Source organism: Gelidibacter maritimus (assembly GCF_014062315.1).
In the GTDB taxonomy this organism is placed as follows: Bacteria; Bacteroidota; Bacteroidia; order Flavobacteriales; family Flavobacteriaceae; genus Gelidibacter; species Gelidibacter maritimus.
The window spans coordinates 1-14,648 of sequence record NZ_JACGLT010000023.1; the positions used below are offsets into that span (position 1 = coordinate 1).

Here is a 14,648-nt window from a genome sequence, read left to right on the forward strand (position 1 = left end):
GGCAGAACCATTTTGATCCGTTGCAAAAACGGGATCGAGATCGAAATCCCAGTATAGATGTTCGCACTTGGTACTTCGCACCGGTTCCAACTCTACAGCCTCCCCACCGATATGCGAAAAAGCTTCGATAGCCTGAGTGGACTTGTCATCAACGATCTGGACCAGAGCCCCGATGACGGTACGGTATATATCTTTATCAACAAGGTCCGCAACAAGGCAAAGTTGTTGCACTGGCAATCGGGAGGGTTTATGCTGTACTACAAAAGGCTGGAATCCGGTACTTTTGAACTTCCCGATTACGATGGATCAGTCGGCAGTCTACGGCTGGATTACGCTCAATTGGTCCTGCTCATCGATGGGATCTCCATTACCAATATAACCAGGAGAAAACGTTACAAAAAAACGTGATATTAGGTTGTTTTTTAACAGGGCAATTTTTATCTTAGCCCTGCTATGACCTATCAAGAGCTGCTTGTCGAGAACCGGGACCTTCAAAAAAAGGAGAAGGCCTCCACGGCCAGAATAGTTTCCTTGGAACATCAACTGGCACAGCTCTACAAACTCATAAGTGGATTCAAATCCGAGAGTTTCATATCCCAAGCTGTGGTCGACCAGTTATCGCTCTTTTCAGGGGATGATTCCCCAGAAACCGTAGAAGAGACCCCGCAAGAGACCATTACCTATTCCAGGGACAAGAAAAAACACAATGGGCGCAATGCACTGCCCGAACATCTGCCGGTCAGGGAAATCACCATCGAGCCCGAAGAGGATACCACGGGACTGAAGAAGATCGGGGAAGAGGTCACCGAAACCTTGGAATACACTCCCGCAAGCCTTATCAAAAGAAGGACGATCCGGCCCAAGTATGCCAAAGCGGATGGAGAGGGCGTACTGATCGCGGCACTTCCTACCCGTCCCATCGACAAATCGATAGCCGAGGCCTGTTTACTGGCACACATCCTGGTGGGCAAATATATCGATCACCTTCCGTTCTACCGGCAGATCCAAATGTTCAAACGGGACTTTGGATGGGAACCCGCACAGAGCACCATGAGCGACTGGATGGCCAGTTGTTGCCAGCTGCTGGAACCGCTCTACAATACACTGAAACAAAAAATACTGGCCTCCGATTATATCCAGGCCGATGAGAGTCCGATCAAGGTGTTGGATTCCGATAAAAAAGGCAGTACACATCAGGGATATCAATGGGTCTATCACGATCCCGTTCAAAAATTGGTGCTTTTCAATTACCGAAAAGGCCGTGGACAGCACGGCCCCAAAGAATTGCTTGCGGGCTATAGTGGGTATCTGCAATGCGATGGCTATACCGTGTACGATAAAATAGGTACCGACCCCAAGATCGCACTTGCCGGATGTCTGGTACATGCCAGGCGCAAGTTCCACGACGCGCTGGACAGTGATAAAAAACAAGCGGAAAAAGCATTGGCCATCTTTAGGGATATCTATTTGGAAGAACGTAAGATCAAAGAGGAGGCCCAAGATGATCTTGAAGCCCGAAAAAGACAACGAGACATAAGGATCAAGCCGCTATTGGTACAGATCAAAACGTGGATCGAAGGGCAACAATTCAGAGTGCTGCCGCAAAGTCCCATCGGCAAGGCGATGACCTACTTCATCAATCAATACCCAAAACTGGAGGCCATATTTGAGGATGGACGCATCGAACTTGACAATAACCTGATCGAAAATGCCATCCGCCCCATGGCCATAGGCAGAAAGAACTTCCTTTTCTGTGGATCACATAAAGCGGCACAAAATGCCGCCATGCTCTATTCTTTCTTCGGTAGCTGCAAGATGCAGGGCGTCAATCCCCGGGAATGGCTAAAGGAGACCCTCGGGCGGATCCCAGATCATAGCATACAAAAACTCGAAGAACTCCTGCCCGGATACCAAAAACAGAACAGCATATGACCAAAGAACAGGTAAAGGAAAAGGAAAAACAATTATTGGAAATAACGGGGGCCTTCTGTGCGCAGAAACTCAATGATGAATACTTCGTACTCTGTGAAAAACTCATCAAAAAGATGGGTAGAAAAAGAGACGTCCCGTTCACAAGGGGAAAATTAGAGATATGGGCGGCAGCTGTGGTCCATGCCATAGGGTCGATAAATTTTTTGTTCGACAGATCCTTCGAGCCGTATATAAGTTCCAAAGAGATGAACGAATACTTCGGGACCAAGGGGGCTACGGTCTCGAGCAAGGCCCGGATCATAAAGGATATGTTCGATCTATGGTATTATAGCCCTGAATTTTCTACCGGTGCCATGCAGGAGAACAGCCCTTTTAACAACATGGTAATGGTCGATGGACTGATATTGCCCTTGGACAACCTTCCAGAACATATGCAACAAATAGTGCTTCAAGCAAGGGCAGAAGGCAAGGATATTGAATTCACTACGAAATATGAAGACCAATAGCTAATGTAGTTGCCCGGACGGATACGAAAGGCAAGGGTAGCGATTGCGTGAAACGTAACGTGGCAGCGCTGAAATGGAGCAATACGTGGATGCCCCAAATGTCGTGGATCAAACAATTTTCAGACCTGTATAGGGGCTTTGTTGAGGTTTACGAATTGTATTGCGGAATAGGGAAGCGATGCTCGTGGAGTGGAATAAATGAGCTACGTTTGCGCGGGTTGCCGAAGTGGCTGAATGAGGGCATGAGGCACGAGGGCCTGATATGAAGCGACTGCAGGCAAATGGGTTATTGCAAGAATCGTGACAGCCCGATCAGCCCGAAGCGACCCGCAGGCTCGCATCACATGAAGCAGCGGATGTGCCCTTTTAATATGTCGCCTGCTTTTGCAGGCACCATATTGGGTACCTGCTTTTCGCAGGTAAGGACACAAAAGTAGCTGCGGGTGAGGAAGGAGTGAATGTGTGAAATAAAACAAATAAATAGTGCCAACGAGGACGTGTCGCCGCAGTGGCGCTATTTATGGTTTGTGCAAGGCTATCATTAAAAAATTAGTATTGAATTTAAAGCCCTTCGACTGCGCTCAGGGTGACATTGGGATACGAAATTGCCTTGCACAGATGTTTTATGGAACTAAATGGAGCGACTGACGAACTCCTTATTACCTGCCCTCTTTCTTAAAATAGAATAAATTAAGTTTGAGGAGATTTTAAATTGATCAATGGAAATAAGCTACTAAATACGAGATCCCTGCCTGCGCAGGGATTTATGGAACGACTGACGAACTCCTTAATACCTGCTCTTTTTATTATGATGGACGAGGTTGGTTTGGAATGTATTTTGTGTTTAAAGAGTTTTTTTTGTGCTTCTCCTTTTAATTTCTTTGTCTAATAAAGAAAGTTCTCGGGTTGTTTGGTTACCAATTGAAGTGTTTTCTTCAGCTCTTCTGAGCAAATATGGAATCACGTCTCTTACTGCTCCGAAGGGCAAATATTTCGAAGTATTATAGCCATTTTCCGCCAAATTAAAGCTAATGTGGTCACTCATGCCATAGAGCTGTCCAAACCAAATACGGTTATCATTGGTTTGTATTCCCTTTTCAACCATATCTTTCATAAGAACTTGACAACTTAATTCATTATGAGTGCCAATATATAATTCAAAAACATCTAAATTCTTTAATGAATAAAAAACAGCATTGTTGAAGTTTAAATCTGTACTAGCCTTGTCTTGGCATATGGGACTTTCATAATCATTTTGCATTGCGCGCTCGCGTTCCATTTCCATATATGCACCCCTAACAAGTTTGACGCCGATCTTAATTCCGTGTTGTGTACCATGATCATGTAAGTGTTTTAAGTATGAAAGCCTATCCCACCTATACATCTGAAGTGTGGTAAATACCACCGCACGGTCCTTATTGTATTTCATCATCATCCCTTCAACTAACTCGTCTACAGCCCTTTGCATCCAAGATTCTTCAGCATCAATCATGACTTTCAAGTGGCCAGTAGCCGCCGTATTACGGCAAATAATATCATAGCGTTTTTTTATGGTCTCCCACTCTACAAGTTCATTCTCTGTCAACTCCACATTTGATGATACTTTTTCATAGATTTCCGGTCTTCCCATGCCTGTTGGTTTAAAAACCAAGAAGGGAACCGCAGCCGAATGCTTCGCAAAATCAATAATCCTTAATAAAGTTTCTAAAGTGTCATCGAAGAAATATTCTTCATTCTTACCTTCAACTGAATAATCTAAAATAGAATAAACTCCTCCATTTTTGAATAAATTATTAACTGTTGTTTTACATTCTTGTATTGTCTCACCTCCGCAAAAGTGATTAAAAACAGTATTCTTCAATATGGGTTCCAAAGGAAAATGTATCCGCAATAAAAAATTAGTCACAGGTTTTGCAATTCTCACAAGACCATCATTACTAATTATTTTGAAAAGAATTCTTGATTTGCGTAGCTGTTTGCTGGATTTATTAGCAAAGGCAATCCTTGTATTTTCCAAATTAATTATCTTCTGCATGATACTATTTTTGATTCAGTTATGAGCTAAGTGCCATCAGTACCGTTTTAACCATACTTACAAACCTTTTATCTTTTTTGCTGAAAATTTTCGAACATATATCAGTATTAGGTGTTATAGTTTGCTAAAGACGAACAATTATCAATTCATGGGAAGACCTGGTTGGGTTATTTTATATCCTTTACTGTCTTTATCTTCTCTTACCATTTCCTTAACATCAGATAACAGTTTCTTGGCGTCATAAATAATCCCATCTTTAATGGTATATTTCACACCTCCTACGCGAATCACTTTGTTGTCTTCTGTTATTTTAATTGCACCCGTTCCATAAAGAGTTTGGAAATTCTCCAAAGGATTTTCTTCTACAATGACAAAATCGGCCAATTTACCAACTTCTACAGAGCCAATATCCTTTTCCATCCCCAAGGCTTCCGCCCCATTTAAAGTAGCTGCTTTTATAACTTCCAATGGATGGAAGCCTGCTTCACGTAAAAGCTCCATTTCTCTTGGATAGGAAAACCCATAAAGTTCATATATAAATCCAGCATCAGTACCTACGGTTACCCTTCCACCTCTATTTTTATAGTCATTAACAAAATTCATCCAAAGTTTATAATTGGCTTTCCATTCAATTTCCTGTTCAGTTCCCCAATTGAGCCAATAAGATCCATGAGACTCACGACTTGGTGCATAAAACTCCCATAAGCTCGGAAGCGTATATTCTTGATGCCATTCAACAAGGCGAGCTCGGGTTAAATCTCTATTCGCTTCATAAATCACAAATGTTGGAGTTAAAGTAAAATCAAGAGACAAGAGCTCGTCCATCACCTCATTCCATTTTTTGCTATTGGGTTGTGCAGCTTGTTTCCACAACTGTCCTGCTTCACCAAATCGATCTTGTTCATTTTGGTAATTGTAATCCAAGGAGTAGTCTTGGACAGTTCTATCAAAAAACAATGCTTCAGGCAAGCCATACCAATGCTCCATTGAAGTCAGCCCTGATCTTGCACTATTCAAAACATTCCAACTCCCGACATATGTTTGGGAATGATGCATTTTTGAGCGTAAACCCAATTTTTTGTTTTCTTCCAAAGCTGCAGCCATTACTACAGGTGTTGCTCCAAAAAACTTAATACCATCCGCACCTAATTTTGCATTGTTCCGCACCCATTCTCTTGCCTGCTGGTCAGTGGCAATAGGAGTCTTGCTTCCCTGACCAAAGGAGGTATAAGCTTGGATTCTTGGAGCCGTTATTTCATTCCTCTCACTTCGTTTTTTCTCCTTCAAGGTCCATGCTATTCCATTTCCACTACTTGGGTCAACAATTGTCGTGATCCCATGGCCCATCCATAGCTTATATACATATTCGGCAGGAGTTCCTTGATTTTTACCCCCAATATGGGCGTGACTATCGACAAAGCCGGGCATAATGTACATACCTTCAGCATTCAGTTCTTTTCCGCCTGACTTTAAAATTGGTCTTCTACTTTCTTTAATTGGTACTCCGGGATATCCTACCACTCGAACGTCTACAATGCGATTTTTTTCTACAACAATATCTACTGGCCCCATAGGAGGCGCTAAAGTTCCATTTATTAATGTTGCACCTCTAATAATCAATTGTGACCATGGACCTTCACCTTCTTGTCTGTCGGGTGCTTTTTCAATCTGCGCTTGCAGACTTATACTCAATAGAAAGCAAATTGGGATTAGTAATTTATTTTTTAAACTATTCATATGAATTTGTAATTAAATTTTTAGAAAATTTAGAATCAGCTAAAAGTTATTATTTTAGTTTATCTTTTGTATTCTGCTGGTTGACCATCTTTGGGTGTTGATTTTACGAGAAATTCCCTGATATGTTCATTGGAAGTCGCTAAGTCTTCACTTCGTAAGTACATCATATGACCGCTTCTGTAGCCTTTCCATGTCATTCGTTCACGTAGTTTGCCACTCGTATCCATTTGCCATTGATTGTACTTTGAATTGAAATAATCTGTACCTCCGTCATAATAACCCGCTTGCACCAATAGATGTAAGTATGGGTTTTGTGCCATGGCTTGGCGTAGCTCAAAACCAGTATTATTGTTGCTTCTATCCCAAGGATGGACTGGTCCGAACATATTGTACTTTAAGTCAGTTTCATATTTCAAGTGATTTTTTATATAATAATTGATTGCAGGTGTAAACGAATGAAGCCAAGATGTTAGTTCAGCAGAATAATCAGGTGAGCCACCCGCTACCATTTTGTCAATGCCTAGATATCTCGAATCCAGTCTTCCAATATTAAAACCTTCATCTCTTAACAGCTCTTTCCAGTAAAAGCCTTTCGGAATTCTTAAATCGTGTTCCATTACTACTTTTTCCGATAAGCCTGAATATCTAGCGATGCGAGCAGCAGCTTTCTTTTTTTCTGCATCAGGCAAAAAACCTCCCTTAGCCATAATTGGAATTAGTTCATTTACTGTATACTCTTCCACTTCCGTCAGGATGTCTGTTAAATCTTTAGACTGTAAGTCTGAAGGTAATTTACTGTGGTGCCAAGCTGTGGCTGCATAATATGGAAGAAGGTTGGCCGCTTCTACGGCAGTGCCCCGCTCTATACCTAGACCTGTAGGAGACACTAAAATCACTCCGTTAAGATACATCCAATGGCGATTTTGAAGTTCCAAAGAAAGCCCTGAAACTCTTGGTGCTCCATAGCTCTCACCGATAAGATACTTAGGTGATTCCCACCGATTTTGACGTGTTACAAAGGTATTGATCCAGCTTGCCAAATATTTTATATCAGCATTAACACCGAAAAATGTTTTTCTCTTCTCGGCATCATCCATAGTGTCTATAGCTCTCGAATAGCCTGTATTTACAGGATTTATATAAACGATATCTGCCACGTCAAGAATAGAATGCACATTGTCTTTAATGCCATAAGGTTGTACAGGATATCCTTCATCATCAATTTTTAGTATTTTTGGCCCTGTGTAGGCTATATGCATCCACACTGAGGCTGAACCCGGTCCACCGTTTAACGAAAATATAAGCGGTCTTTTTGCTCTATTATTTACACCCAATCTCTGGTAATAAGTAAAATACAACCCGGCAATAATTTTACCCTTCTCGTCCCATACAGGTTGTTTTCCCGTAGTTGCTGAATATTTCACAGAAACTCCTTTTATAGTCACCTCACCATTGGTAGTTACTGTAGAATCCATCGATGTGTTCAACTGTTGAGCGCTCAAGTTTAGGCTCCACAGCGTCAAAATAATCGCAATTGTATAAATTTTATTCATCTTCATTTTTTGTTGATTTTAAATTGTTTTCCAAGCCATGTGTACTTATTATATAATTTTATAGTCCCTATTTTTAACATTATTTTCGGATGTATTCCGCCGGTTGATTTTCCTTTGGAATAGATGCTTTTATGAATTCTCTAATGTGTTCATTCGAAGTGATTATATCTTCAGATCTCAAGTACATCATATGTCCACTTCTATAACCTTTCCAACTCATGCGATCACGTAATTTCCCACTGGTATCCATTTGCCATAAATTATACTTGGAGTTATAATAATCCGTTGCTCCGTCATAATATCCAGCTTGTACCATCACATGCAAGTATGGATTCTGTGCCATTGCCTGACGTAGATTCTCGCCCGTATTATTGTTGGATCTATCCCAAGGACGTGTCTGTCCACCAATAAAATATCTTAAATCTGTGTTATAATTAAGATGGTTTTTAAAATAATAATTAATAGCAGGGGCAAAAGAATGTTCCCACGATTTCATCTCTGGTGAATAATCAGGCCGATCACCAGCATTCATCTTGTCTATTCCAAGGTATCTGGAATCGAGTCTTCCAATGGTAAAACCTTCATCCCTTAACAAGTCTTTCCAGAAAAATGCTTTTGGCACTCTTAGATCATGTTCCATTATAACTTTTTCAGATAAGCCGGTATATCGAGATAATTCGACAGCCGTTTTTTGTTTTTCAGCCTTTTCGAGAAAGCCTCCTTTAGCCATGATGGGAATTAATTTATTTGCGGTATAATCTTCTACCTCAGTTAAAACCTCAGTCAAATCTTTCGATTGTAAATCGGTAGGAAGTTTTTTATGAAACCATGCCGCGGCGGCATAATACGGGATGAGATTTGCTGGCTCAATTGCTGTACCGCGCTCAATACCTATATCGGTAGGAGATACCAAAATCACACCATTCAAGTACATCCAATGACGATTTTGCAGTTCTAAAGAAAGACCTGACACGCGAGGTGTTCCGTAACTTTCACCTATTAGATATTTAGGTGATTCCCAGCGATTTTTTCTTGTAACAAAAGTGTTAATCCATTCTGCTAAATACTTTATATCGGCATTCACACCGAAGAACGTTTTAGCAATCTCCTCATCACTCATACTATTAACAGCTCTAGAAAAGCCAGTATTAACAGGTTCGATATAAACGATATCGGCCACATCCAATATTGAATTCGGATTTTCTTCAACCCCGTACGGTTGTACTGGATAGCCTTCGTCATCAAGTTTTAACTTGTACGGCCCTGTATAGCCCAAATGCATCCAAACGGAGGCTGCCCCTGGCCCGCCATTAAAGGAAAAAAAGATTGGTCTTTTCGACCGATTTTTTACGTCGGATCTTTCATAATAGGTGTAGTAAAGACCTGCAATAATTTTTCCTTGGTCATCCCAAACAGGCTGTTTACCTGCTGTGGCCTTATATTTAATTGGAGAGCCTTTAATGGTTACATGTCCAGAAGTTACCACCATAGTATCCATACTTGTATTGAGATGTTGTGCATTTAATGAAAAACAAAATAAGAACAGTACGACCGTATATTGATAAATTTTTTTCATGAGATTGATTAATGTTTTGTAGTTAAGTTAGATATTGTAAAGTGCCATTGATTTAAAATGACGCTATAAAAACCCTATAAAATTGAAATATATTTCACAAAAACTTAGCTATCAGCGGCATTAGAGGATATCCTCTAAAACCGCTCAATTGCTAATAAGAATATTTATTTAAAATCTTCGTACCGTTATAAAAAGTACTCTCAGTGAGATGCTCCGCGATTCTGGATTGAAATTAATATTTGTCCCAAAAAAGCTTTGTTGTCAACAAGTCGCCACCTATATCTGCTGCAGCAGCTTCGTAATTACTTCTATTTAATGTTTGTTCAGATATAGGATAAATAAGACGAACTGGAACCGTATCAACATATGCCCCTGCAGGCGCCGAAAGTTTTGGATAATCCAACCTTCTATATTCTGTCCATGCTTCTAAGCCTTGGTTATATAATGCCACCCATTTTTGCATTCCTATTTTTTCTTTCCAATTTCCTGGAGCTGTAGAATACGCAACCTCTGGTTGTGCTAAGTAATCGTCCACGCCTGAAACCCCGTAATACTCAAAAGAGGCTTTAATTGCGTTATTATAATGTAATTCGGCATCGGCAACTCCAGCTATATTCCGTTCGGCCGCCTCAGCAAGTAAGAATTCTACCGTAGAATAATCAATAAAAATGACTGCCGTGTTAGGTTGGTAGAATAATGTCCCCATCTCAGAATAGCTGTCATAATTTACGACCATCCCAGACTCAGCACCTATATAATCACCATTTACAGATTTAAAAAAGACGCTTCTACGTGGATCTTCCAAACTATTCATATAATCAATAAATGGTTTAGCCCCCACAAAATCTTTTCTATTTCCGACGGCCAAATCCAGATAGAGAGCGGTTGTATTTGGTTGAGCATCTAAATGTTCAACCGTAGCATTATCTGCATTTGACGTGAATACTCCAGGAAGCGCAGCAATAATATTAGTTTCTGCAACCTGTGGGTTACTATCAACAATACGCATAGCCATCAGTAACTGTAATGATCTTCCAAACTTTTTCCAAAGCTCGGTATTGCCGTCATACATCAGATCATCGTTCCAGCTGGCCCCTGACTCATCGATATTATCCAATGCGGTATTTAAATCTGACAACAAGTCAAGATAAATGGTCTCTGCATCATCATAGGTAGGTGATATATTATTCACATCGAGAGCTTCTGAATAAGGGATATTCCCAAAAGACTCTACAAGCTTACTATAGGAATACACCCTTAATATTTCTAGGATAGACAGCTTATTTTTAAGTGCAACGGCATTCATTGGAGTTTGGACCGTACTCTCAATTACTTTCCTACTTTCTTGTAAATTAATTAGAACTTCCAAATAGACATTGGTCCAATTAAAATTTGAATAATATGTAGTACCCTCGTTGTAGGTCACAGATGATATTTGTTGTGACCATAGCCTCGAAAGCGTGTATGGACTGCCGTTAGCACCGTAGGTGAGATCGCTTTCTAAATTGGACATATTTTTTAAAGCATAGTTAAAAAACGTTTCAGCTGGGGCTGAGGTCGCATTTTTTTCATCGACGTTTAGATCTTCCAAGTTACCAGAGCAGCCGACGAAAATAAAAATGATGGATATAAGAATATATTTTTTCATGATATTCGATTTATATTAGAATTGTATTTGAAGATTGAAACCCAAATTTTGAGTTGAAGGCAATACCCCTTCTTGATATCCTTGGACATTTCCAGAACTTAAATTGGCTTCAGGATCTGAGAATGGTAAGTTTTTGTGAATAATCCAAAGATTTGAGCCTACTAAGCTTAATTTCATAGCCTCTACTTTTACTTTATCAAGAAAACTTAATTTTGGAAAGGAATACGTTAATGACACCTCTCTCAATTTAATATAAGAAGCATCATAAATAAAATGTGCTGAAGGTGCTTTAACACTTCCGGTAGCGTTATTATATGTATCCATTGCTGTACGGACGGTGTTTGGCTGTCCATCAGGCGTTACACCGTCGAGTATAATTCCACCTCCATTTGCCAAAGAATTCCGCATTGGGTTGCCCAAATCATTTAAACCAACAGAATAGTTATATAGGCCAGATCTATTGCCCACTGCAATATCGCGTGAATAAAGATCGCCCCCCTTCTGCATGTCGATCAAGAAGTTAAGACTAAAATTCTTGTACTTCATTGAATTAGTAAATCCACCATTCCAGTCTGGAGTTACATTTCCAATCACATTATTTGAAGTGGTTGTCCGCATATATTCCCCATTGCTTTGATTAATTACCCGCTTACCATCAAGATAAATATAATCAGTTCCCTGAATTGTTCCGTACGGTTCTCCGAGGGTGGCATTAATTGTCACTCCAGAGAGGCTTCCTAACTGTAAGTTAGAAGCGCCTTCAAATAGAGAAAGTACCTCACTCTTATTAGTTGCCCAATTGACACCCACATCCCAACTAAAATCGTCCGTTTTTATTATCGAGCCAGATAAAGCAATCTCCACCCCCTTATTTTGTATTTCACCAGCATTAACAAATTTTCTGGAATACCCTGTAGTTGTGGATATAGCGACAGGTATAATTTGATCTTTAGTATTGGTTTTATAAACCGACATGTCCATTTTCAATCTGCTTTTAAAAAAACGCAGTTCCAACCCTAATTCGCTACTTGATGTACTTTCTGGTAACAATTCAGAATTATTTTTAGTACTGTTCATGCCATATAAAGGAATTGAACCGAATGGTGTCGGTTTTTCCAAAACGTCCTTTAAACTATTTGGTGGTGCGGAGCTTCCCACCTCTGCATAATTCAATCTTAATTTACCAAAAGTCAACACATCACTCTCAATAAGATTTGAGAATATAAAACTTGTGGATACTGAAGGATAGAAATAAGTACTATTTTCTTGGGGCAAGGTAGACGAATGATCAAATCTTCCTGTAAGATCTAAATACAATAAGTTGTTATAACCAAATGAAACAAGACCGTAAAATCCATCGACTCCCACCTTTTCAAGTACCTCAATAGGAGCAGCTGGTAAATTTACAGAATTTGATAGAGAATATAGTCCAGCAAGAACCAAGCCTCCATTAGTTACAGAACTTATGGAACTAAATTCGTTCCTTCTAATATTTGTCCCTATAACCCCACTAATGTTTAGTTTTTCAGTAACGTGTTTGTTGAAATTTAACATTAAGTCATAATTCATTTCACTGAAATTTATATTTTTTCGCTCATACTTCCCTTCCCTTCCCCGAGTTCCGGTATTTGCTCGTTCCTCTTGCAGAAATGAATAGGTATCTAATGAGGCGCGACCTTCAAGGTTAATCCAATCATTTATTTTATAATTAAGTGAAACATTTCCAAATATTCTACTTCTGGTATCGTTTTGGTAGTTTTCATATAATACCCAGTAAGGATTATCAATTGTACCTCCCATAAATGGAGTGATGTTAGTGCCAGTATTAAAATAGGCGTCTTTTAATTCCTGAATTCCAACGTTCATTGGCCAGTATTTACGCATAGCTGCCACCACGTTGCCTCCATTACCGAAAGCAGATTCATTTCCTGTTCGATTTCGACCTAACGCATCTGTCTTTATATAGTTTGCACTACCAGTTGCTTTTAATCTTTCATTAAAATCAAAGCCTGTACTTATAGCTATATTATTTCTTGAAAGCTTACTATTTGGTACAATTCCCTCTTGTTCAAAATTAGTATATGAAATTCTGTAATTGGCCTTTTGACCACTTCCAGAAACCGAAACACTATTAACGAAAGTCACAGGTGTATCAAAGAAGGTAATAAGCTTGTCTTTTGGAGCTTCCCAAGGCGTAGGCTGTAAATAATAAGGAGATTCTGGATAGAAGGAATCCCATTGGTATACCATCAAATTTGAATCGAATGGTGCCCCGTAAGAACCATAGGCGGTAGAAGGTGAAACTAAGTCAAGTGTTCCATCGCCATTAACATCTTGTTTGTTGAAATACTCATTTCCATTAGGACCATAGATAGATCCATATCCCGTGCCGTATTCATGTTGAAATTTTGGCCATGTCGATTTATCAATAAATCCTATGGTGATACCGGAATTTATGGTGATTGTTGTTTTATCCTTTGCACCTGCTCCAGATTTTGTTGTAATGATTACAGCTCCGTTTGTTGCCCTTGATCCATACAATGCCGTAGCTGCGGCACCCTTTAGAACGTTAATTGACGCTATGTCCTCAGGATTGATATCAGAAGCTAAGTTTCCATAATCAAAACCACCACCAGCATTTTGCTGATCTGAAGTGTTGAAATTAGAGTTACTAACTGGGACCCCATCAATAACAAATAAGGCTTGATTATCACCTGTTAGAGACGTACTTCCTCTAATTATAACATTGCTTGAACCTCCTAAGTTGGTATTGTTCTTAATTTGCACTCCTGATACTTTTCCCGAAAGAGCATTTACAACGTTATCTGTAGGTACCCTATTGACATCGTCTCCACTTACCTCTTGAGTAGCATATCCAAGAGATTTTTTCTCTCTGGAAATCCCTAATGCAGTAACAACAACTTCATCCAGCAGGGCCGCATCCTCTTCTAAGGTTATATTAATATTGGTTTGGGTACCAACATTAATTTCTTTTGATTTAAATCCGACGTAGGAAAAGACAAGAACTGCATTTTCTGGAACGGTGATTGAAAATTTACCATCAAAATCTGTCTGTACACCATTAGCTGTCCCTTTTTCTATAACATTTGCGCCGATCATTGGCAAGCCGCTCGCGTCTGAAACAATTCCTGTAACCTGTTGTTGAAGCTGATTGTCTTCTGGTTTCAGCTTAGAATTTATAGATTGTACATTTTCCTTGTTATTATTTTCTTTAATAAGAATCACTTGTCGTCCTTTGACTCTGTAATGTATTCCAGAATTATTAAAAATGGCATCCAGCACTTCATGGATTTCTTTATTTCTTAGTTTTAACGTAATTTTCCGTTCATAATTGATTTGTTTGCTTTCGAATAAAAATCGATAATCAGAGATTGATTCAATTTCCTCAAATACTTTCAACAGACTCGCTTGTTCTATATCTATAGTGATTTTTTGACTCTCCTCATCAGAAACTGGATTCGCCTTAATTTGAACTAACGACAACAGCACAAAAAGTGCACTAAATTTTAATTTCAGATCAATTCGGAAAATCGGAAAGAACGAGCTGCTTCTTCTATTTTTTTTCATAATTTAATTGATTTTAATTGGTTTTTGATGCAGTTATAAAGCTTTGAATAAATATTTGTTGAAATTTTTAAAA

Annotated in this window: 10 protein-coding genes; 3 read left to right on the plus strand and 7 right to left on the minus strand. The window is 39.4% G+C overall.

Annotated features, from left to right (window positions below; genetic code table 11):
- On the minus strand, positions 1–237 hold a 237-nt coding region (locus H3Z82_RS19670), incomplete at its 3' end, for a hypothetical protein (RefSeq protein ID WP_235982424.1).
- Here H3Z82_RS19670 and tnpB point away from each other — a divergent pair.
- Genes tnpB through H3Z82_RS18185 form a run of 3 tightly spaced genes read left to right on the plus strand, consistent with a single transcriptional unit; the run spans position 133 to position 2,438 of the window.
- Positions 133–408, plus strand: coding sequence for an IS66 family insertion sequence element accessory protein TnpB (tnpB, locus tag H3Z82_RS19845; RefSeq protein ID WP_394368104.1), 276 nt, complete (start codon positions 133–135; stop codon positions 406–408). The genes H3Z82_RS19670 and tnpB overlap by 105 nt on opposite strands.
- Before the next feature lie 45 nt (positions 409–453).
- On the plus strand, positions 454–1,932 hold the full coding sequence (tnpC, locus tag H3Z82_RS18180; RefSeq protein ID WP_182205184.1) for an IS66 family transposase: 1,479 nt from the start codon (positions 454–456) through the stop codon (positions 1,930–1,932).
- Positions 1,929–2,438 carry a DUF6398 domain-containing protein gene (locus H3Z82_RS18185; protein ID WP_182206924.1) on the plus strand — a complete coding sequence of 170 codons (510 nt, stop codon included), beginning with the start codon at positions 1,929–1,931 and terminating at the stop codon, positions 2,436–2,438. The genes tnpC and H3Z82_RS18185 overlap by 4 nt, the downstream gene beginning before the upstream one ends.
- Before the next feature lie 844 nt (positions 2,439–3,282).
- Here H3Z82_RS18185 and H3Z82_RS18190 read toward each other — a convergent pair.
- The 6 genes from H3Z82_RS18190 to H3Z82_RS18215 all read right to left on the minus strand — a co-directional run bounded on the left by H3Z82_RS18190 (position 3,283) and on the right by H3Z82_RS18215 (position 14,575).
- Positions 3,283–4,473 (minus strand): proline dehydrogenase family protein, encoded by a 1,191-nt coding sequence (locus H3Z82_RS18190; protein WP_182206925.1) that lies wholly within the window; start codon positions 4,471–4,473, stop codon positions 3,283–3,285.
- Positions 4,474–4,614: 141 nt separating this feature from the next.
- Positions 4,615–6,210, minus strand: a complete 1,596-nt coding sequence (locus tag H3Z82_RS18195; protein ID WP_182206926.1) for an amidohydrolase family protein — start codon at positions 6,208–6,210, stop codon at positions 4,615–4,617.
- 59 nt (positions 6,211–6,269) lie between these two features.
- Complete coding sequence (locus H3Z82_RS18200) at positions 6,270–7,763, minus strand: S10 family peptidase (protein WP_182206949.1); 1,494 nt, start codon at positions 7,761–7,763, stop codon at positions 6,270–6,272.
- Positions 7,764–7,842: 79 nt separating this feature from the next.
- Complete coding sequence (locus tag H3Z82_RS18205) at positions 7,843–9,339, minus strand: S10 family peptidase (protein WP_182206927.1); 1,497 nt, start codon at positions 9,337–9,339, stop codon at positions 7,843–7,845.
- A 232-nt stretch (positions 9,340–9,571) separates the two neighbouring features.
- Positions 9,572–10,987 carry a SusD/RagB family nutrient-binding outer membrane lipoprotein gene (locus tag H3Z82_RS18210; protein ID WP_182206928.1) on the minus strand — a complete coding sequence of 472 codons (1,416 nt, stop codon included), beginning with the start codon at positions 10,985–10,987 and terminating at the stop codon, positions 9,572–9,574.
- Positions 10,988–11,002: 15 nt separating this feature from the next.
- Positions 11,003–14,575, minus strand: a complete 3,573-nt coding sequence (locus H3Z82_RS18215; RefSeq protein WP_182206929.1) for a SusC/RagA family TonB-linked outer membrane protein — start codon at positions 14,573–14,575, stop codon at positions 11,003–11,005.
- Between the last annotated feature and the right edge of the window lie 73 nt (positions 14,576–14,648).